We start from the raw sequence: 20,014 nt of genomic DNA, 5'->3' as shown, positions 1-20,014 counted from the left end.
CCGTTTTAGGCCCAATCAACTACGCGGTGCCGAATAAGTGAAAGTTCTTATCATTGCTCTGGATGGCCAGATACGCGATGCGTTGGAGGCTCAGCTGGCTATTCGTCAGCGCCCTTTTCTATCAGTGGGCGCTGAGTGGCTTAACTCCGATACTAGTGAGCAAATAAAACCACAGTTGAATATTCCCGCTGATATTGGTGTAGTGGTGAATGCGTTAAGCCTTGAGAGTTTGCAGCAGCAGGCCTCCGAGAGTTTGATCGATTCTTTGGCTATGTTGGCGCAGGCCTGCGACCGTGCTGTCATTCCTGTAATTTCTTTGTCTACTAGTCAAGTATTTGATGGCATCGATGGAGGGCGTAACCGTGAAAAGGATGAAGTGGTGCCCGCTAGTCGGGAGGGTGCACTACTGGCGCGGATGGAAGAGTTACTCCGGGGCAGTTGCTCCCGTCATATCATTCTACGAACTGGCCCTTTGTTTAGTAGTAGGGAAGATAATTTATTGACGACTTTGTTGGATAGATTTAAGGCGCAGGAAAGCCTTACTTTATCCAGTACTGGTAAAAGTTGCCCGTTGCATGCCAAGGATTTAGCCCGAGTTATTTCGGGGTTAATTGATCAGCTGAGTTGCGGTTGTAATGCATGGGGAACCTACCATTATTGCAGTTCAGATCCGGTGAGCAGCTATCAATTTGCTGAAACAGTGTTGGCTGTGGTTTCGCAATATACGCAAGCTAATGAGCAGTTATTACAGCTTGAATCAGTCGATACTGCTGATACTGACTGGCCTAGGCCTTGATGAATTGTGATAAAATTCGTAATACCTTTGGTATAAAACAATTACCCTGGCGTGCGTTTGTGGTGCCCACGGTGAAAAAAATATTTGAAAATAAAACGGTGGATAGCCATGTCGGCAAGGATACAGTGAATGAGTAGTGTGAGTAGTGACAGGCAAATGTTGAATGTTGCCGTGCTTACCGTTTCCGATACGCGTTCAGAGGCGAATGATACATCGGGGCAGTTTTTGGTTGATAGTTTGCTGCAGGAAGGTCATCACTTAGCCGATAAAACAATCGTTATAGATGATGTTTATTTGATTAGAGCCGTGGTATCGAAGTGGATTGCTGATACTCAGGTGCAGGCAATTCTGATCACAGGCGGTACCGGTTTCACCGGGAGGGATTCCACACCGGAAGCTGTCAGTGTGTTGTTTGATAAAACAATTGATGGCTTTGGCGAGTTATTTCGCTTTCTGTCCTATGACGAGATTGGCACATCCACGGTGCAATCTCGAGCTATTGCTGGTCTGGCTAATGAAACGGTCATTTTTTGTATGCCGGGCTCCACCAGCGCGTGTCAAACAGCGTGGGGGAAAATTATTCGCGAACAGTTGGATAGCAGTCATCGTCCCTGTAATTTTGTTGGGGTGTTAAAAACCCGTGCTGAACAACAAACGCAAGGCTAGTTTTGAATGACTACTTCGCCGTTAATGCCAGTTGAAGAAGCGCTCACTAAAATCATTGCGTCGGCGCAGCCGCTAGCAGAGTTTGAATCAGTATCGCTATTGTTGGCATTGGGTAGGGTGTTGGCTGAAGATCAGCGTTCAACTATTGATGTGCCTCCTTGTGATAACAGTGCAATGGACGGTTACGCCTTTTGTTTTAAAGATATCGCTGCCAGTGGCACCGCACGAAATAGCAGTAATGAGAGCCGTGAGTTGGTGGTGAGTCAGCGCATTGCTGCCGGAGCGATTGGTAAACCGTTAAAAGCAGGCACAGCAGCACGTATTTTTACCGGTGCGGCAATTCCTGAAGGTGCGGACACAGTAGTCATGCAGGAGGATACCAACGCTTTTGGCGAAGCGATCCGCATTATCGACACTGTTAAATTTGGACAGCATGTGCGGCCCAAAGGGCAAGATATACGTGCTGGTGGCTTGGTGATGGCTAAAGGTCGGCGCTTACAGCCGCAGGATATAGGCTTGCTGGCCTCCATTGGTATGACTTCGGTTAAGGTGTATCGTCAATTAAAAGTGGCTGTGTTATCGACTGGTGATGAGTTGGTGGAGCCGGGGCAAACTTTAGCTGAAGGTCAGATCTATAACTCTAATCGCTATACGTTGACGGCATTATTAACCGCGATGGGTTGTGAGGTGCTGGATGGCGGCATTGTTGCAGATGATTTCGAGCGTACTTGCCAGCAGTTAAAACAGTTATCCAGTCAGGCCGATGTGATTATTTCATCCGGCGGAGTGTCGGTGGGTGAAGAGGATCATGTAAAAGCCGCAGTAGAATCCCTAGGTGAATTGGCTTTGTGGAAACTTAATATCAAGCCCGGTAAGCCGTTGGCATTTGGGACGGTAAATGGCACGCCATTTTTTGGCCTGCCGGGTAACCCATCTTCGGTGTTTGTTACTTTTTGTTTACTAGCTAAGCCTTACCTGTTGGCGGCTATGGGCAGGCTGAAGTAACGCCTGCATATGCCAATGCCGAAGCGGGTTTTGAATGGAATCGAGCGGGTGGGCGTCAGGAGTATTTGCGGGCGAATGTTAAGGACGGTGTTGCGCAATTGTATTCAAACCAAAGTTCAGGGGTGCTGGCATCAGTTAGCTGGGCCAATGCGCTGGTGGTGTTGCCACCGCAAATGACTATTGCTAAAGGTGATGTGGTGCAAGTAATTATGTTAAGTGACTTGGTGACCTGAACGATTAGCGGTTGGCACAAAAAAAGCCCGTTTTTGCGGGCTTTTTTTAATGATGACTGCCAGGGCTGGTCTTATCAGTTATCAAATTTTTGAAATACCAAGCTGGCGTTGGTGCCGCCGAAACCGAAGCTATTGGACATTGCCCGGGTAATGGTTACATTATCCTGCCGCTCGCGCACGATGTTAAGTGATGCTGCTTCAGGATCGAGGTTTTCGATATTGGCTGAAGCGCAGACAAAATTGTTTTCCATCATCAATAAAGAATAAATTGCCTCCTGTACACCAGTGGCGCCCAAGGAGTGGCCGCTTAGTGATTTGGTCGAGCTGATCATCGGTGAGTTGTCGCCAAAGGCCTGGACGATAGCTTTAAGCTCCTGAATGTCACCGGCTGGGGTAGATGTGCCGTGAGAATTGATGTAATCCAAGGGGCCATCCACGGTGGCCAACGCTTGCGCCATGCAGCGAACGGCACCTTCGCCACTAGGGGCGACCATGTCGTAACCATCTGAAGTGGCGCCATAGCCGACCACTTCGGCATAAATTTTGGCGCCGCGCGCTTTGGCATGTTCCAGTTCTTCCAATACCACCATGCCGCCGCCACCGGAAATCACAAAACCATCGCGGTCGGCATCATAGGCGCGGGAGGCTTTTTCGGGAGTGTCATTGTATTTTGTTGATAGTGCACCCATCGCATCGAAAAGGCAGCTTAAAGTCCAGTGTTCTTCTTCTCCGCCGCCAGCAAATACAACGTCTTGCTTGCCTAATTGGATTTGCTCCATGGCGTTACCAATACAGTGAGCACTGGTAGCACATGCTGAAGAGATTGAATAATTAACGCCTTTAATTTTAAAGGGAGTGGCTAGACAGGCTGATACCGTGCTGCCCATAGTTTGAGTGACGCGGTAGGGGCCAACACGCTTGATGCCGCGCTCGCGTAAAATATCGGCTGACTCGATAAGATTGGCTGAAGATGCACCGCCAGATCCTGCGATAATGCCAGTACGGGGATTGGATATTTGCTCCTCAGATAATCCCGAGTCGTTCACAGCTTGCTGCATGGCGATATAGGCATAGGCTGCCGCATCACCCATAAAGCGCAATTGCTTGCGGTCAATATGCTCCTTGAAGTCAATATCAATAGTGCCGGCAATATGGCTGCGCATGCCTCTTTCTTTATAGTCTTCACGATATCGAATACCGGATTTACCATGCTTTAAGGAATCAAGCACAGCAGGGATATCGTTGCCGATGCAGGAAACAATGCCAAGACCAGTGATAACAACGCGCTTCATGTAATACCTCGTAATGTCCAGACCATTCGCAGGGTGGTGGTGGCCGACTTAATGTTAAATCTTTGCAGACGGTTTTGCCGTGCTATTTTAGAAGTTCATATTATCAGGTTGAAACAATCCAACCCGAAGATCCTTTGCGGTATAGATGGTGCGACCATCGACCGATACTGTGCCATCAGCGATTCCCATCACCAGTTTGCGTTCTATGACGCGCTTTAGATCAAGTTGGTAAGTGACTTTGCTGGCCGTAGGTAAAATCTGGCCGGTAAACTTAACTTCGCCAGAACCTAAAGCCCGCCCCATACCTTCGTTACCGCGCCAGCTTAAAAAGAAGCCGACTAGCTGCCACATTGCATCCAGCCCTAAGCAGCCAGGCATTACCGGGTCGCCTTTGAAGTGGCAATCAAAAAACCACAGTGATGGATTGATATCTAGCTCGGCAATTATTTCACCTTTACCGTTGGCGCCACCTTCACTGGAAATATGGGTTATTCTGTCCATCATCAACATATTGTTGCTCGGTAATCGAGCAAAGCCGTCACCGAGTAGGGTGCCATTGCCTGAGGCAATTAAATCTTCTTTGGTGAATGAGTGTTTGTCGTGGGCTGACATAAAGGCGTCCAGTAGATAGAAAAATTACCCTGCTGAGGGCGAAAAGCCGACATTGTAATCGATGGCAGCGTCGCAAGCCAATAATTGCCACTATTAAGGTGTTGATTGTACTGGGAATATTGTTGTTCATATTATAGGATTGCAGCAGTATCACAGAATAATAAATTATCTGAAGCGATTTTATATAGGTAAAAAAGTGTTGATTTAATTGTGTGGTAGCACCTGCCTGTCAATATCTGACTTATGCAAGACTGCTATCGCCACTAAATTATCGAGCTGAACCAATAAGGAAAAATAAATGTTAATACCTGTTGTCCTTTCGGGCGGAGTTGGCAGCCGTTTGTGGCCGTTATCGCGAGAATTGAATCCCAAGCAGTTTCTGCCTTTAGCTGGTGATTTGAGTATGTTAGCGGAAACCCTGCAACGGTCGGCAGGCTTGGAGGCCGTCGACCCCATAGTGGTTTGTAACCAGGAACACCGGTTTTTGGTGGCTGAAGAATTGCGTTCAGCAAAATGTCAGGCAAATGCGATTATTCTTGAACCGGTTGGCCGTAATACAGCTCCGGCAGTAGCTGCAGCTGCATTACAGGCATTGAAACAGGATGCCGAAGCAGTGCTGTTGGTGATGCCTGCGGATCATATTGTGAAAGATGTTGCCGCATTTGCTGCAGCGGTTGAGGCGGGCTTGGTGCAGGCTAAGCAGGGTAGCCTAGTGACTTTTGGTATTGTGCCTGCATCGCCTGAGACAGGCTATGGCTATATACGTCGGGGCGATCAGCTGGTAGAGGGATGTTATCCATTGGCTGAATTTGTCGAGAAGCCGTCTGCCGATGTTGCCCAGCAATACGTGACTAGTGGTGATTATTTTTGGAATAGCGGCATGTTTTTGCTGAGTGCTCAAAGCTATCTTGATGAGTTGAAGCAGTTTGCACCAGAGATGTTATTGGCAGTGCAGACCGCATTTGATCAAGGGGAGAATGACCTCGACTTTATCCGTTTGGAGGCCGCAGCGTTTGAAGCTTGCCCAAGTGATTCCATTGATTATGCTGTGATGGAACATACTAAAAAAGGGATGGTAGTACCGCTTTCCTGTGGTTGGAGTGATGTGGGCGCATGGTCCAGTCTGTGGGATGTAGCGGAAAAAGATGCATCCGGCAATGTGGCAAAAGGCGATACTATTTTACACAACACAGGTAATAGTTATATTCATAGTAACTCCCGCTTAGTGACTACTGTTGGGGTAGATAATATAGTGGTCGTTGAGACTGCAGATGCTGTACTGGTCGCAGACAAGGATCAAGTGCAGGATGTTAAAGCGATTGTTAATACGCTCAAAGCGCAGCAGCGTGATGAAGTTAACTCACATACCAAGGTGTATCGTCCCTGGGGTTCTTATGAATCACTGGCGATGTCAGAGCGTTTTCAAGTTAAGCGAATTATTGTTACTCCCGGCCAAAAATTGTCGTTACAGCTTCATCACCATCGCGCGGAACATTGGATTGTAGTGAGTGGTACCGCGGTGGTTACTTGTGGAGAAAAGGAATTTATATTGTCTGAGGATCAGTCAACGTATATTCCGCTTGGAACAAAGCATCGCTTAGCCAACACTGGTGTTATTCCTTTGGAGTTGATTGAAGTACAAAGTGGCAGTTACTTGGGGGAGGATGATATTGTGCGCTTTGAAGATGTTTATGGCCGCAGTAAATAGAAATTTTATAGACTTGAATTAAATTAATTAACCAATGAGTGGTAAGTCTCAATGATAAAAAAATGTTTATTCCCCGTTGCCGGTTACGGTACTCGATTTTTACCCGCAACCAAGTCTATGCCTAAAGAGATGTTGCCAGTAGTGAATAAACCGCTGGTGCAATATGGCGTTGAGGAAGCTATTGCTGCTGGTATGAATCAAATGGCGTTTGTAACAGGGAGAGGTAAGCGCGCAATTACTGATCACTTTGATATTAGTTATGAGTTGGAGCATCAAATCTCCGGCACGGCGAAGGAAACTTATTTAACTAGTATTCGCGGCGTGCTAGATCAGGCGACTTTTACTATGACCCGCCAGCGTGAAATGAAAGGTTTGGGCCATGCAATCTTGACTGGCGAAACGCTAATCGGTAATGAGCCTTTTGGTGTAGTGCTATCGGATGATTTATGTCTTAATGATGGCGATAGTGTGTTAGCGCAAATGGTCAAGCTATATAAGCAGTTTCGTTGCAGTATTGTGGCAATTCAGGAAGTACCCAAAGATCAAACTGAAAAATACGGTGTTATCGCTGGTGAGGCATTAAAAGATGGTTTGTATCGGGTGGACGATATGGTGGAAAAACCCAAACCTGATGAAGCACCATCAAATTTGGCCATTATTGGTCGCTATATTTTAACGCCTGATATTTTTGATATTTTACGGGATACTCCGCCGGGCAAGGGTGGGGAAGTGCAATTGACCGACGCACTGCTAACGCAGGCTAAGAATGGCTGCGTTATGGCCTATAAATTCGAAGGCAAACGTTTTGATTGCGGTAGCGTCGATGGTTTTGTGGATGCGACTAATTTTGTTTATAAAAATATTTACAAAGCCCAATAACTTTTTAAAGAGTCGTATTGATGTCAAAAGAATTAACTTGTTTTAAAGCCTATGATATCCGAGGCCGGGTCCCGGATGAACTCAATGTAGATATCGCTTATGCGATTGGTCGCGCTTATGCGGCGGTTGTCTCGCCCAAAAAAGTAGTAGTTGGTCATGATATCCGGCTTTCAAGTGAGGACATAAAAGCGGCATTAAGTCGTGGGTTAATGGATGCCGGGGTTGATGTTTACGATATCGGCCAGTGTGGTACAGAAGAAATTTATTTCGCCACTTCGCACTTTGCAATGGATGGCGGCATCGCCGTAACTGCAAGCCACAATCCCAAAGATTATAATGGGATGAAGTTTGTACGTGAACAATCCAAGCCTATCAGTGGTGATACCGGGTTATTTGATATCAAGCGACTGGCTGAGGAAAATAATTTTCCGGAAACTGAGAACCCTGGAAAGATGCAGTCACTCGATCATGCTGAGGCCTATATCGAGCATTTACTAACTTATGTTGATGTGGCTGAGTTAAAACCATTAAAAGTTGTCGTGAATGCGGGCAATGGTGGTGCCGGTGCAGTTATTGATTTAATTGAGAAAAAACTGCCCTTTGAGTTTATTAAACTGCATCACCAACCGGATGGAAATTTTCCTAACGGCGTGCCCAACCCCTTGCTGCCAGAAAATCGTACGATCACTATCAATGCTGTTAAAGAACATGGTGCTGATTTGGGTATTGCCTGGGATGGTGATTTTGACCGTTGTTTTTTCTTTGATGAAAATGGCGATTTTATTGAGGGTTATTATGTGGTCGGCTTGTTGGCAGAAGCATTTTTGCTTGCAAGCAAGGGTGAAAAAGTTGTCCACGACCCGCGACTAACCTGGAATACGATTGATATTGTTGAGGCCAATGGCGGCTCTGCTGTGCAGAGTAAAACAGGGCATGCGTTTATCAAAGAGCGGATGCGGTTGGAGAATGCCGTTTACGGCGGTGAGATGAGTGCTCATCATTATTTTCGTGATTTTGCTTATTGTGATAGTGGCATGATTCCCTGGTTGTTAGTTACGCAATTAATTTCGAAACGCGGAGAGCCTTTGTCAACTATGGTTTTGAAGCGAATGGCTGCTTATCCTTGTAGTGGTGAGATTAATAGTACAATTGCGGATCCTGGTGCGGCAATCAAGCTGGCAGAGAGCCAGTTTGTTGATCAGGCGTTAAAAGTGGATCACACCGATGGTTTGAGTATGGAGTTCGAAGACTGGCGGTTTAATTTGCGGATGTCTAACACTGAGCCGGTGGTGAGATTGAATGTGGAAAGCAAAGGTAGCAGCGAACTGATGGAAGCGAAAACTAAAGTGTTGCTTGATTTATTGGCTAGCGTTAATTGAGTGTATTAGCTGCTTCGTCTTGATATCTATTTTCCAGACATTAAAAAAGGCACTTAGTGCCTTTTTTAATGTCTGGGAATAACTCTGGAAGCTTATAAGCGGCCGTCAACTGCGTCACTAGGGAAGGCGTATTTGATATCAAAAATAATGGACTCTGATTTGGCTAGCTGGCGAATATTCTCTATTCCCATTTGTTTGAATTCGTCATGTGCTACCGCAAGAATAATGGTGTCGTAGAAATCGGTTTGTGGTGTTTCTACTAGATCGACGTCGAATACTTGCTTGGCTTCTTCTGCAGATACCCATGGATCATGGATATGAACCTTGGCGTTACAGCTTTTTAATTCGTTAACTATATCCATTACCCGGGTGTTGCGTAAATCCGGGCAATTTTCTTTAAAAGCCAAACCCAGAATCAAAACGTTAGCGTCAACAATGTGGATGCGTTTTTGTGTCATCAGGCGCATCACTTCCGTGGCGACTAAATGCCCCATGCGATCATTAATACGCCGGCTGGCGGAAATAATCTGCGGGTGGTAGCCGGCTTGCTCGGCTTTGTGAACCAGATAATAGGGGTCGACACCAATGCAGTGGCCGCCTACCAGGCCTGGACGGAAAGGCAGAAAATTCCATTTAGTACCAGCCGCCTCCAGCACGTCCTCGGTATTAATATGCAGGCGATTAAAAATTAAGGCCAGCTCATTAATGAGTGCGATATTGACGTCCCGCTGAGTGTTTTCGATAACTTTGGACGCCTCGGCGACTTTAATGCTGCTGGCTTTGTGTGTGCCTACGGTCACTATTCGTTGGTAAAGTTGATCGACATAGTTAGCGGTTTCAGGGGTGGAGCCTGAAGTGACTTTGATGATATTAGTGACACGATGATTTTTGTCACCGGGGTTAATGCGTTCCGGGCTATAGCCAGCAAAAAAGTGCTGGTTGAAAGTAAGGCCGGACGTAGCCTCTATCACCGGGATGCAGGCTTCTTCCGTGCAGCCGGGATAAACAGTTGATTCATAGATAACAATATTGTTTTGTTGGATAACGGCGCCAACCAATTTGGATGCCGAGATAAGCGGGCTCAGGTCTGGTTGTTTGCTGTCATCGATGGGTGTCGGCACTGTAATGATATAAATATCACAATCAGCGATGTCTTCGGTTTGCCAGGAATATTGCAAGTGCGTCGCTTGGCTCAATTCTTCAGTAGATAGTTCGAGGGTGTTATCCAGACCCTGTTGTAGTTCTTTCACTCGCCTTTGATTGATATCGAAACCGACACAGGGCAGTTGCTTGCCGAACTCTGCGGCCAGAGGAAGGCCGACATAGCCGAGGCCGATAATGGCGATTTTGGGTTGATCCTTGAATGGCATTATTGCATGTGCTCCGTCAGTAATAAGGATGTTAGTTAGCCGATTGTGCCTTTATATAGTCCACTATAGCGTTGGCTGTAGCGGGGTTGTCTATTTTATCGCTGTTACAGGATAGTGCAGAATGAATTGTTGACGAGATTGATTTACCTAATTCCACCCCCCACTGGTCGAAAGCATTGATATTCCATAGGCAGCTTGCAGCGAAGACTTTGTGCTCATAAAGCGCAATCAGTGCGCCGACGGTGGACGGTGTGAGTTGCTGCATGCTGATCAGCGTTGAAGGTTTATTGCCGGGAATAGCTTTGTGTAGTGCTAATTGCTGTTCTTCTTCGCTAAGCCCGGCCAGAGGTTGTTTATCGGTGCCATCCATCAACGCTTGCGCTTGAGCAAGGCAGTTTGCCACCAGATGGCTGTGTTGCAGGCTATTGCTGCTGTGACTGGTCAGAGGCAAAATAAAATCAACGGGAATGAGTCGGGTGCCCTGGTGTAGAAGTTGATGGAAGGAGTGCTGGCCATTGGTGCCTGCGGCCCCCAAATAACCGGGCAGGTTTGATAGGGGAGTGTGGTGCCCTCACATGAAACATGCTTGCCATTACTTTCCATGATCAATTGCTGCAAATGCTCGGGCAGTAGCCTCAAATTATGATCATAAGGCAATATTGCCAAACTACCCGCGTTCCAAAAGTTGACGTACCAAATTTCCAGCAGGGCCATGAGTACCGGAATATTTTCTTTTAATGGGCTGGTGGCGAAGTGGTTGTCCATTTGCTGTCCGCCGTTAAGCAGCTCGGTAAAATGTTCGAAGCTGGTGGCAAGGGCAATGGGAAGTCCTATGGCAGACCATAAAGAATAGCGGCCGCCGACCCAATCCCATATAGGCAGGATATTTTCCGCCTTAATGCCATATTGCTGGCAGCGGTCTGGCCGGGAAGAAACAGCAATAAAGTGGTTGCTGATATCTGCATCCAGAGCGCTATGCTGTAGCCATGCCTTTGCAGTATCGGCATTGGCGAGGGTTTCCAGTGTTGTCCATGTCTTTGACGCTACGGTAAATAGAGTAGTTTCAGGGTCAAGTTTGGCTAGCGTTTGTTCGATGTCACTGGGGTCGACATTGGATACAAAATATACATTGAGTACTGGGGTGTGGTAAGGCGTTAGCGCCAGCGTAGCCATTTTGGGGCCGAGATCCGACCCCCCGATACCGATGTTGACTACATGTCTAATCGGTTTTCCGCTGAATCCCAACCATTGTCCCGAGTGCACTGCATCAACAATAGATTCTATTTTTTTTAAGCACTGCTGCACGACTAGTTGGCAGTCTATGGGGCCGCTGGGGCCGCGCAAGCTGGTGTGAAGCGCTGAACGATCTTCGGTAAAATTGAGCTTGTCACCATTGATAAGTTGCTGAATTTTGCTTGGTAGGGCTGTTTTGTTGGCAAGTTTTAATAAGGTCTCCAGAATTTCTTCATCTATATGGTGACGTGATAGGTCAGCACAAAGCCCAGCGGCCTGAAATCTTAGGCTGCTATTAGTGCGTTGCCCGGTACTGAAGTAATCAGAGATATTTCTCTGTTTTGCAGTGGTTGCCAAATTGTGTAGTCGACCCCATTCAGGGAGCTCATGGGAAGCTGGGCGAGAGTTAGTCACGGTGTAAGCCTAGGAGTCAGTTGAAAGAGAGTTTTGTATGTATGAGTATAAATGCCAGTATAAATACATAGTAATGAATACAAACTATATTACTATGATACCTATGTTAAGTGGAATAATTGCTAAAACCAAAGTGGATTGGTTGTTTAAGTTGGTCTATCTTCTTGAGTTGTTTGTCTTAAAATAACCATTATTTAAGATCTGGTTATTCTTCTTTAAAGCTATCAAATCGCCCGTGTTTGAAATAATGGGCAAATATACAAATATTTCATACAGACCACTATTAAGTTGAGGCCTAAGTGACAGCGCATATTCAGGTGTTTAATCATCATATACAGCTCCCCTATTTGTTATTGGCTGTGCTCGAGTTCGCTTTGTTGATGGCGGCCGCTTATTTTAGTGTGGTTTATAACCTGGTTGGCTTTAAGTACGAATTATTCGTGTTTCATGTGGAGGCGCAGCAGTATGCCCTGCTCTACGCCTCGGTTATGTTGCTAGCGACGTTCTCCATGGGGGTGCATGGGGCTGGGCTTAGCGATGGCTTTATTAGCATGTTCGTTCGAACCGTGGTGAGTTATTGTTTGCTCGGCCTGGCAATAATGATAGTGCTGTCTTTTGTTGTTCCTGTATCGGGAGTGGCCCGGGGTAGCTTATTTATGACAGTGTGCTCCTCGCTGGTGCTTGTGATGCTGTTGCGTTGGGCTTTTTATTCACTGGTGGATATGGCTCTGTTAAAGCGCAGGATTTTAGTATTGGGCGCGGGTGTTCGGGCAGCAAAAATTATCGAGCGGATAAAAGCTGAACCATTGCAAGGCAGTACGATTGTTGGTTATGTGCCTACTGACTCTGAACCGGTTGGGATTTCTTCTCATTTATTGCTGGATCCAGTCGGTGGTATCAAGCATCTGGTTAAAAAGCATCATGTCGATGAAATATTAATTGCGATTGATGAGCGTAGACGAGATCGCGGCAGCTTCTTCCCTTTGGAGGAGTTGCTTGACTGCAAATTATCGGGGACCCGCATTACAGAGGTAGTTGAGTTTTACGAGCGTGAGTTTTCCCGTATCGAATTATCTGAAATAAATACCAGTTGGATGATTTTAAGTGATCAATTTAGATACAGTCAGCTACGCGACAAATCAAAAAGATTATTTGATATTACTGTCAGCTTGCTGCTGTTGAGTGTAATGTGGCCATTCATGGTGTTAACGGCGCTGGCAATATTCCTGGAGAGCGGTGCCCCTGTTCTCTATTCGCAGCAGCGCGTTGGCTATAAAGGGCGCGTATTTCCTATTTATAAATTCCGCAGTATGCGCCAGGATGCTGAAAAAGATGGCAAAGCGGTGTGGGCACAGCAAAATGATAGCCGCGTTACCAAGGTTGGCGCTTTTATCCGCAATACTCGTTTAGACGAACTTCCACAAATATTTAATGTATTACGGGGCGAAATGAGTTTTGTGGGTCCTCGGCCAGAACGACCAGAGTTTGTGAAAGATTTGAGTAAACAGCTGCCCTATTACGATGCTCGCCATAGAGTTAAGCCTGGTTTGATGGGATGGGCACAGTTGAAATATTCTTATGGTGCGTCAGTGGATGATGCGGCTAATAAATTAGTTTACGATTTATATTATGTTAAAAATCACAGCTCGCTGCTGGATTTGTTAATTGTTGTACAAAGTGTTGAAGTTGTTCTGCTTGGTAAAGGCGTTAGATAGATACAAGTACGACAAAACGTGAGTAAAGGATAAGGGTGTGTTCTATGTTTGAGCGAATTATATTTTGCGTGTGTGTGTTGCTTTTGGCGGCCTGCGGTTCGTCTTCTCAGCAAGTCTCGTTAAAACCGGTAGTTGTGCAGGAGTACAGTGCCGAGACTTACACGATAGGTGTAGGTGATGTGATTAGAGTAGATGTATGGGGCAATGATAAATTAAGCTTGGAAGTGCCTGTCCGCCCAGACGGAAAAATTTCAATGTCATTGATTGGTGATGTGCTGGCGTCAGGAAACACTACTGAGTCGCTGGGTGAAATAATAACTAATGATCTGTTGGAATATATCAAGAATCCAAAAGTGACGGTCATAGTAACGAATCCCAGTAGCTCTGATTTTCAAAATCGTATTCGAGTTACCGGCGCGGTTATGAATGCACAATCTGTACCCTACCGAAAAGGGATGACAGTATTAGATCTGGTGCTGATGGCCGGGGGGCCCAATGAGTTTGCTCAAGGCAATAAGTCAAAGCTATACAGGAAAGCTGAGGGAGAGGTGAAGGTTTATCCAATTTATCTGGATGATATTTTAAAATCTGGCAAGCTTGAAACTAACTACAGTTTAGTACCGTCAGATATTGTAACTGTTCCTGAGCGCTCGTTTTAATTATTAAGGTAGAAAGTAAGGATGGAAACAACGTATTACGTGGAACTTATCAGGGCGGTTTGGCGCGAGTTAATAGAGTGGCGGTCCTGGGTTGTTGGTATCTTGTTGGTTGTGACATTTGCTGTATTGGCTGTTGGGGTTTATTGGCCTGAACGTTTTGAAACGAGCACCATGCTCTATGCTGATGAAACAAATATCATTGCACCCTTGCTAAGAGGTCGTGCTGAGGTTACCGATATTGATCGTTCAGAGCAGGCTAGGGAGTTAATATACACTCGAAAAATCATGCTGCGAGTAGCTACGGAAATGGGCCTGGTCGATGACTCTACCAGTGTTGAGCAGCAAGAGGCGCGGATTAATGATTTACGCAGTAATATTCAAATAAAGAATGAAGGTAAAAACTATTTTCGAGTCTTTTATTCGAATAAAGATCAGGATTTATCATTCCGCGTTCTTAATAGTGTGGTTGATGCGTTTATTTCTGATACGTCAGATAAGCGGCGACAAGAAAGCCGTGGTGCATACGAGTTTATCGAGCAGCAGGTGGTGTCGTATAAGCGGCAATTGTTGTTGGCGGAAAAGCAGTTAAAAGATTTTAAGTCAAAGAATCTGGATGGGAATGAGCAGTCTGTTTCCGCTCGTATTAATCAATTGAGATTGCAGATTGAAGAGCTTAAATTGAGTATCGATGAAATTGAATCTCGGGATATATCTTTAAAGCAACAATTAGATTCAGAAAGTGAATATTTAAGTTCTAAAAGCAAAGTTGATGAAGAGTTAAACCGCTTGGTTGCTTTAAAAGATAGGTTGGATGTTCTAAGGCTTAGTTATCAGGAAACCTACCCGGACATTGTTTCGCTAAAGCAGCAAATTTCTGCTCAAGAAGTAGTTATAGAGGCTATGGAGGGGGGCGGTGGTTATCGCTCCTCATCAATAGATTCCAGTTCAGTGGAGAACCCGCTGTATGAAGAATTACGAAGACGTCAGGCTGAAACAGAGGTTGATTTAAGGAGTCAGCGAAAAAGAAAGGAGGCCATAGAGCGGATGCTGGCGGAGGAGTATAAGCGGGCGGAAAGAGTTGCTTCCAAGGAGGCGGAAATGGCAGAACTGGTTAGGGACTATGATGTTACCCGTGAAATATATGAAGAGATGTTAGGTCGCAAAGAGAAAGCACGATTGTCGATGACATTGGATGTAGAGGGACAGGGAACCAGTTTTAAAATACAGGAACCATCGGTTTATCCTTTGATGCCGTCAGGAATTCGTTTTATTCATTTTGCGCTTGCAGCACCATTTGTTGGATTGATTGTGTCTGTGGGTTTAATGGTTATGTATGTATTAATTGATCCTCGTGTGCGCTCGGCATCTCAGTTAATGCATAGTTTGCCCAATAATATTGAGCTGCTGGCAGTGGTTCCCCATGTGCGAACAGCATTAACCCGGCGATTGCTCCGAACCGATATGGTTGTTCTAACATTGGTGTGTTTCTTTGCAGCAATTGTTTATATATGTATTGTTTGGTTTCGGTTAAATGGACATATCTAGTTTTAAAATTAAAAACCGGTGTTACTAATAATGAATTTTTTGGAAGCAAGGTAATGTGGGCCTATGAATAATACAGTTGATCAGGAAGGCTCTGTCAGTGACATTTCCAATATGGCTGAGGTGGCATTTAAAAGTCACGAAGAGTTGGCGGCTCTAAAAATAATTTATCCAGGGATGCCGCAGCGGGAAGTACTTAATTCATTTCGCGATTTACGCACAAGACTTTTACATAGGACGCAGGGCAAAAATTTTGTATTGCTAGTAAGCTCACTCAGTCTAGGTGGAGGCTCTAGTTTTGTAGCAATGAATATGGCCGCCTCATTTGCTCTGGATGAGCAAAAAACAGCTATTTATATCGACTGTAACTTTGATCACTCTTTTGCTAATAAGCTGCTTAAAGATAATCGCGACTACGGTTTAATGGAATATTTGCAAAATGCCGATTTGGAGTTAAAAGATATTATTTATTCAACGGGTATCCCGCGAGTAAGGGTTATTCCGCCAGGTGTCGGTGGCGATGTTGCTGAGGAAAGGCTGGCTTCGCCAAGAATGAGCCAGTTGATCGATTCCGTTAAGGAGCGCTACCCGGACCGTTTTGTGGTATTGGATGTGCCTCCTGCTATGGAATCGTCTTTAGCAAGGATTCTTTCAAGAGTATCCGATATGGCGGTTTTGGTAGTGCCCTTTGGCAAGGTGACACCTAATCAAGTGATGGCTGGTGTGGATGCGGTAGGTGAGCAGAAGTTTGCAGGATTAGTTTTTAATAATTGAAGCGCTTGAGTTAGTCGCTTTTATGCTGAATTAGTATTGCGGTTAGTAGATAAGGATAAAATTGATGAAAAATCTACGTTGTTTTGTATTGGGGGTTTCCGTCTTAACTACGCCTGTCACTGGGCTGGCGCTCGATGGCTCTATTCGTCTTGGTGCCGGGCTGGAGCATACAGATAACTCGCTCAGAGTAAATGCTAATGAGCAGTCGGATTTAGAGCAAATTGTGTCGGCAGATATAAATCTTGAGCACGAAGGTTCGGAGGTTGTCGCTAAGGTCGGCTACAGCGCCGAACACTCTGATTTTGATAAAAACACACAGGATGACGATACTACCATTACAGGGGATGCGTCGATTGTCTACGAGCAAATTTCCCAGCAATTATTTTGGACTGTAGAGAATAGTCGGCGAAATATTATAAGGGATGAGGCCGCCATCGATGTTCAGGAAAATCGTGAAGACCGGTCTATAAGTAATATTAGTCCGCAATTAATTCTTAGACCGTCATCGGTTGACTCAATTGATACCAGGCTGAATTATTCAACTATTAATTATGAAGATAGTAGCGATCAAGATTCCAAACGAGTCGGGGCCAATATTTATTGGAATAGAAATTTATCGAAAGTTGATACGTTGTCTTTTGGTGGGTCTTATCAGGATGTGACATTTGATGATGAGATAAATGATTACGAATACTCTCTGGTGTCCATTAGTTATCAAGCAGTTTTGGCGCGAATCAATTACAAAATTGCTGTTGGATATAATGAGTCTGCTCGCGAAACTGGCGATGTCGATGGTGGCTATTTAAGAATTGATGCGGGATACGAAGGAGGGGGTTCAACTTGGGATTTAAACGTCACGCAGGAATTAACGGATACCTCTCGACAGAATAACAATGATGATTTATCCGGGATCGATGAAAGCGGTAATTCTGCAGGTGATTTTGATGTGATAGATCGTAGCTCAATGCAGCTTGATTATTTGAACGAGAATTTATGTGGCGTATGTAGTTTTCGGGCATCAATCATTTATGAAATAGAAGATTATGAAACGCTTGAAAATGATAGTGATGAGTTGGGTGTTAGGTTGGCTCTGGATTATCGTTTGAATCGGCTTATGACTCTGCGCGGCGGTGTTCACTATAGTGATTTTACCTTTAAGGGGAATAATGTGCGGGCTGACTACGATAGTGTTGAATATAATTTAGGTCTTCGTCATGAAATAACCCGAGCGCTATCATTATCTTATCGCTTGATTTATTCAGATAGGGATTCAGCAGTAGATACTGGTGATTATACAGAGCTGAGAGGCGGAATAACTCTTAACTACCTGATAGATTAAATTATAGGCTGGATGATAAGTTTTTAAGTCGTTTAGCGCTTAATTTCAAGAGTTGATCTTGCTAAGGAATATTTTTCACAATTAATGGCCCGATTAGTCGAGTTACACTCACGGGGAGTTTTTTCCAAATTGCGATCAGTAGTTCGAATTTTTTATTATTTGGATTTATCTCAGGCAGTGCTTGGCCGTCTTTTAGCCAGTAATGCCAGTAATGCTGGATGGGTGTTGCTCCCCACTGTTTTTTAAATCGGTAGGTACTACTGTCTAGCGATGACCTCCCAAAATCAAAGAAGTGATATCGTTCAGTAATAACAAAACTTAAAACCTCCCAGTAAAGCAGCATGTTCATATTCAAAGAGTTGGTTTTTCGCAGCGTAGAGGCCCAGGGGATTTCAACCATATCCTTGTTTGCTAATAAGAATGCTGCTGAGACCGGTTTGTTTTCCAGATAGATAATGACTATGTTAGCTATGTCATTCCACTGAGTAAGAATGTTTCGGAAAAATGATTTGCCATAAACCGGGGTGCCAAGATCACGCATATTAATTGAGAACACAGTATAAAAGTCATTTAACAAATCAAGCTTGCCAATCACAGTTCGGGTGTTTTTAGCTTTTGCACGGTTTATTTGTGCTCTAACCTTTGATCCCAGCTCTTTGTCTAGTTGGTCGATAGAGTCGGGTAGCTGTTTGATCATGGAGACTTTTTCAGACTTGGTTGGCCAGTTATTAAGTTGCTGAGTTGCTCGTATTTCCAGATGGCTAATATTATTGCTGTTGCAATACCGGGCAGCATATTCAAGGAGTGCATTGGCTATCTCTGGGGTGTCAGCTAGCACTCCGCCATAGTTAAAAAAAGGCATTGATATTGAAAAATCACCAAATAGTGCGCTTTTTAGTCTGATAGTCGGCAGTATACCAATAATAATGCCATTGCTTATAGCGGCGAAATAGTGACTTTGGTGACTGAAAGACTCATGGATGAGTTTGCGCCATTCGTAACGGTGATATAGTCCACTATTAGTGTGTTGGTTTACATAATTATCCCACTCTGATTGCTTTGAATCATCAATAAGTTGAATGCTTATTTCCCCGGTTGCTGGCCGCTGTTGAGCTATAGTCGAGAACTGCTTGGGAACTGCGGGTAGCTTATTTTTAGCTATTGAAAAATATCCTAAAAGCACATCATTCTGATGCTTTCTTTTTTCCTCCTGGATATTCAACTGAGATGATATTTCCTTCATTTGATCTTTTAAACGACTAATTTCCTCAGGGTTTTCCTTGTTTGGCTTGAATTGGCTGGCACAATGGTTCTTATCATTCTTAAGCGTCTTAATGACTGATGTGATCTGGTTTATTTTGTCGGCTGTTTCCAGTATCGCGGCGCGGTCATTGCAGTGACTCTGCTCTCCCCATAACTGGTTTATTGCGGCTTCGGGATCTTTAAGAATAGCTTTGATATTCATGTTAAAAGTCATGCAGATTGAGCTCTATTTCAATATCAGTGCTAGCCAGACTTTGGGATACGGACCCGAACTGGAAATCATTCAGTAGTTGCTCTAATCGAGTTTCGCAGCGCTGTAAATTAGTATAATGACGAAATTTTGATAGCGGACTGATACCTGGTACGCGTGGTTGCTCGGGATCAATTTCCCAAGGGTGTAAATAAAAAATCAGCGGCTTGGCGCTGTTTTGGCTTGCGCGTTGAAAAAGCCACTTGCTTAATGCATAAGGGTATTGACGAAAATATCCTCCGCCAGCAGCTGGTATAGCGAGACCTAGCACCCTGGCGGTGGTGAGAGGGAATTCTTTGATCAGCTGTCCACTGCTGGTTTGTATCATATAGGGCGATTGGGGGCTGCCAGATATACCATAGCGGTCGTGGTGAACGGGGAAGATGCTGGAGTCCCAGGTAAAACCCAGTTCTGCTAAAATATCGAGTGCCCAAAGTGAGCGTTTAGTAATTGAGTAGCTGGCGGCTCGATAGCCAGTTACCGGTGTCTGGGCAAGCTCTTCAATTACATCTTTTGAACGGGCAGTTTCTGCTTTGAATTCAGTAGGTGATTGATTGTAGATCAACTGATGAGACCAGCCATGCGAAGCGATTTCATGGCCTCGATTTGCCAGCTCTTTTACCAGTGAAGGATATTTGTCCGCTACCCAGCCCAAGACAAAAAATGTACTTTTTACGGCGTGAGTATCAAAGAGGTCGAGCAGTTGGTGGGTATTTTTTTCTACTCTGGATGGCCAATCACTCCAATTGTCTGGTTTTATTACACTGTTAAATGCTGATACATGATAGTAATCTTCCACGTCGATAGTCATGGCGTGTAAAACACTTTTTTTAGGTGGCTGTGAGGTAAGCATTATAGTTAGTGGCTCTTGGTAGCAGATGTTAT

18 protein-coding genes and 1 pseudogene are annotated in these 20,014 nt (G+C 44.9%); 13 read left to right on the top strand and 6 right to left on the bottom strand.

Annotated elements, in window-relative coordinates; genetic code table 11:
• Positions 1-37: 37 nt before the first annotated feature.
• From UNITIG_RS20880 to UNITIG_RS24720, 5 genes are all read left to right on the top strand, one after another.
• On the top strand, positions 38-796 hold the full coding sequence (locus UNITIG_RS20880) for a sugar nucleotide-binding protein (protein ID WP_101760263.1): 759 nt from the start codon (positions 38-40) through the stop codon (positions 794-796).
• Positions 796-933 carry a hypothetical protein gene (locus UNITIG_RS23190; protein ID WP_159931251.1) on the top strand — a complete coding sequence of 46 codons (138 nt, stop codon included), beginning with the start codon at positions 796-798 and terminating at the stop codon, positions 931-933. The genes UNITIG_RS20880 and UNITIG_RS23190 overlap by 1 nt, the downstream gene beginning before the upstream one ends.
• Positions 926-1,462, top strand: coding sequence for a molybdenum cofactor biosynthesis protein B (moaB, locus tag UNITIG_RS20875; protein WP_101760262.1), 537 nt, complete (start codon positions 926-928; stop codon positions 1,460-1,462). The genes UNITIG_RS23190 and moaB overlap by 8 nt, the downstream gene beginning before the upstream one ends.
• A gap of 6 nt (positions 1,463-1,468) precedes the next feature.
• Positions 1,469-2,467 (top strand): gephyrin-like molybdotransferase Glp, encoded by a 999-nt coding sequence (glp, locus tag UNITIG_RS20870; RefSeq protein WP_235015546.1) that lies wholly within the window; start codon positions 1,469-1,471, stop codon positions 2,465-2,467.
• 65 nt (positions 2,468-2,532) lie between these two features.
• Positions 2,533-2,700 (top strand): hypothetical protein, encoded by a 168-nt coding sequence (locus UNITIG_RS24720; RefSeq protein ID WP_235015545.1) that lies wholly within the window; start codon positions 2,533-2,535, stop codon positions 2,698-2,700.
• A gap of 74 nt (positions 2,701-2,774) precedes the next feature.
• Here the strand turns inward: UNITIG_RS24720 and fabB are convergent, their stop codons facing one another.
• Positions 2,775-3,992: a beta-ketoacyl-ACP synthase I gene (gene fabB, locus UNITIG_RS20865; RefSeq protein WP_101760261.1), complete on the bottom strand. Its 1,218-nt coding sequence runs from the start codon at positions 3,990-3,992 to the stop codon at positions 2,775-2,777.
• Positions 3,993-4,079: 87 nt separating this feature from the next.
• Complete coding sequence (gene fabA, locus UNITIG_RS20860; protein WP_101760260.1) at positions 4,080-4,604, bottom strand: bifunctional 3-hydroxydecanoyl-ACP dehydratase/trans-2-decenoyl-ACP isomerase; 525 nt, start codon at positions 4,602-4,604, stop codon at positions 4,080-4,082.
• Between the two features lie 298 nt (positions 4,605-4,902).
• Here fabA and UNITIG_RS20855 point away from each other — a divergent pair, with 298 nt between their 5' ends.
• From UNITIG_RS20855 to UNITIG_RS20845, 3 genes are read left to right on the top strand one after another with little or no spacing between them, the layout of a single operon-like run.
• Complete coding sequence (locus UNITIG_RS20855) at positions 4,903-6,312, top strand: mannose-1-phosphate guanylyltransferase/mannose-6-phosphate isomerase (protein ID WP_101760259.1); 1,410 nt, start codon at positions 4,903-4,905, stop codon at positions 6,310-6,312.
• A 51-nt stretch (positions 6,313-6,363) separates the two neighbouring features.
• Positions 6,364-7,191 carry a UTP--glucose-1-phosphate uridylyltransferase GalU gene (galU, locus tag UNITIG_RS20850; protein WP_101760258.1) on the top strand — a complete coding sequence of 276 codons (828 nt, stop codon included), beginning with the start codon at positions 6,364-6,366 and terminating at the stop codon, positions 7,189-7,191.
• A gap of 20 nt (positions 7,192-7,211) precedes the next feature.
• On the top strand, positions 7,212-8,570 hold the full coding sequence (locus UNITIG_RS20845) for a phosphomannomutase (protein ID WP_101760257.1): 1,359 nt from the start codon (positions 7,212-7,214) through the stop codon (positions 8,568-8,570).
• 92 nt (positions 8,571-8,662) lie between these two features.
• Here the strand turns inward: UNITIG_RS20845 and tviB are convergent, their stop codons facing one another.
• Together tviB and pgi are read right to left on the bottom strand one after the other, a co-directional pair.
• A complete protein-coding gene (gene tviB, locus UNITIG_RS20840; protein WP_101760256.1) occupies positions 8,663-9,940 on the bottom strand; it encodes a Vi polysaccharide biosynthesis UDP-N-acetylglucosamine C-6 dehydrogenase TviB in 1,278 nt (425 codons plus the stop codon).
• A gap of 31 nt (positions 9,941-9,971) precedes the next feature.
• Positions 9,972-11,587 (bottom strand): annotated as a pseudogene (gene pgi, locus UNITIG_RS20830) (glucose-6-phosphate isomerase).
• 299 nt (positions 11,588-11,886) lie between these two features.
• Here pgi and UNITIG_RS20825 point away from each other — a divergent pair.
• From UNITIG_RS20825 to UNITIG_RS20805, 5 genes are all read left to right on the top strand, one after another.
• Positions 11,887-13,302: a TIGR03013 family XrtA/PEP-CTERM system glycosyltransferase gene (locus UNITIG_RS20825; RefSeq protein WP_235015544.1), complete on the top strand. Its 1,416-nt coding sequence runs from the start codon at positions 11,887-11,889 to the stop codon at positions 13,300-13,302.
• A 44-nt stretch (positions 13,303-13,346) separates the two neighbouring features.
• Entirely contained in the window at positions 13,347-13,961 is a 615-nt protein-coding gene (locus tag UNITIG_RS20820; protein WP_101760254.1) for an XrtA/PEP-CTERM system exopolysaccharide export protein, read from the top strand.
• 21 nt (positions 13,962-13,982) lie between these two features.
• Entirely contained in the window at positions 13,983-15,506 is a 1,524-nt protein-coding gene (locus tag UNITIG_RS20815; RefSeq protein ID WP_101760253.1) for an XrtA system polysaccharide chain length determinant, read from the top strand.
• Between the two features lie 63 nt (positions 15,507-15,569).
• Entirely contained in the window at positions 15,570-16,277 is a 708-nt protein-coding gene (locus tag UNITIG_RS20810) for an AAA family ATPase (RefSeq protein WP_101760252.1), read from the top strand.
• 64 nt (positions 16,278-16,341) lie between these two features.
• A complete protein-coding gene (locus UNITIG_RS20805; RefSeq protein WP_101760251.1) occupies positions 16,342-17,616 on the top strand; it encodes an outer membrane beta-barrel protein in 1,275 nt (424 codons plus the stop codon).
• Between the two features lie 61 nt (positions 17,617-17,677).
• On the opposite strand, the gene UNITIG_RS20800 is transcribed toward UNITIG_RS20805, so the two are convergent.
• Positions 17,678-19,081, bottom strand: a complete 1,404-nt coding sequence (locus tag UNITIG_RS20800) for a FemAB family XrtA/PEP-CTERM system-associated protein (RefSeq protein WP_200821394.1) — start codon at positions 19,079-19,081, stop codon at positions 17,678-17,680.
• A 1-nt stretch (position 19,082) separates the two neighbouring features.
• On the bottom strand, positions 19,083-19,982 hold the full coding sequence (locus UNITIG_RS20795; protein ID WP_101760250.1) for an XrtA system polysaccharide deacetylase: 900 nt from the start codon (positions 19,980-19,982) through the stop codon (positions 19,083-19,085).
• Between the last annotated feature and the right edge of the window lie 32 nt (positions 19,983-20,014).

The organism is Oceanicoccus sp. KOV_DT_Chl (assembly GCF_900120175.1).
Taxonomy (GTDB): Bacteria; Pseudomonadota; Gammaproteobacteria; order Pseudomonadales; family Dasaniaceae; genus Oceanicoccus.
Note: the sequence above shows the minus strand (reverse complement) of the source record. Positions and strands in the feature narration are given on the sequence as shown.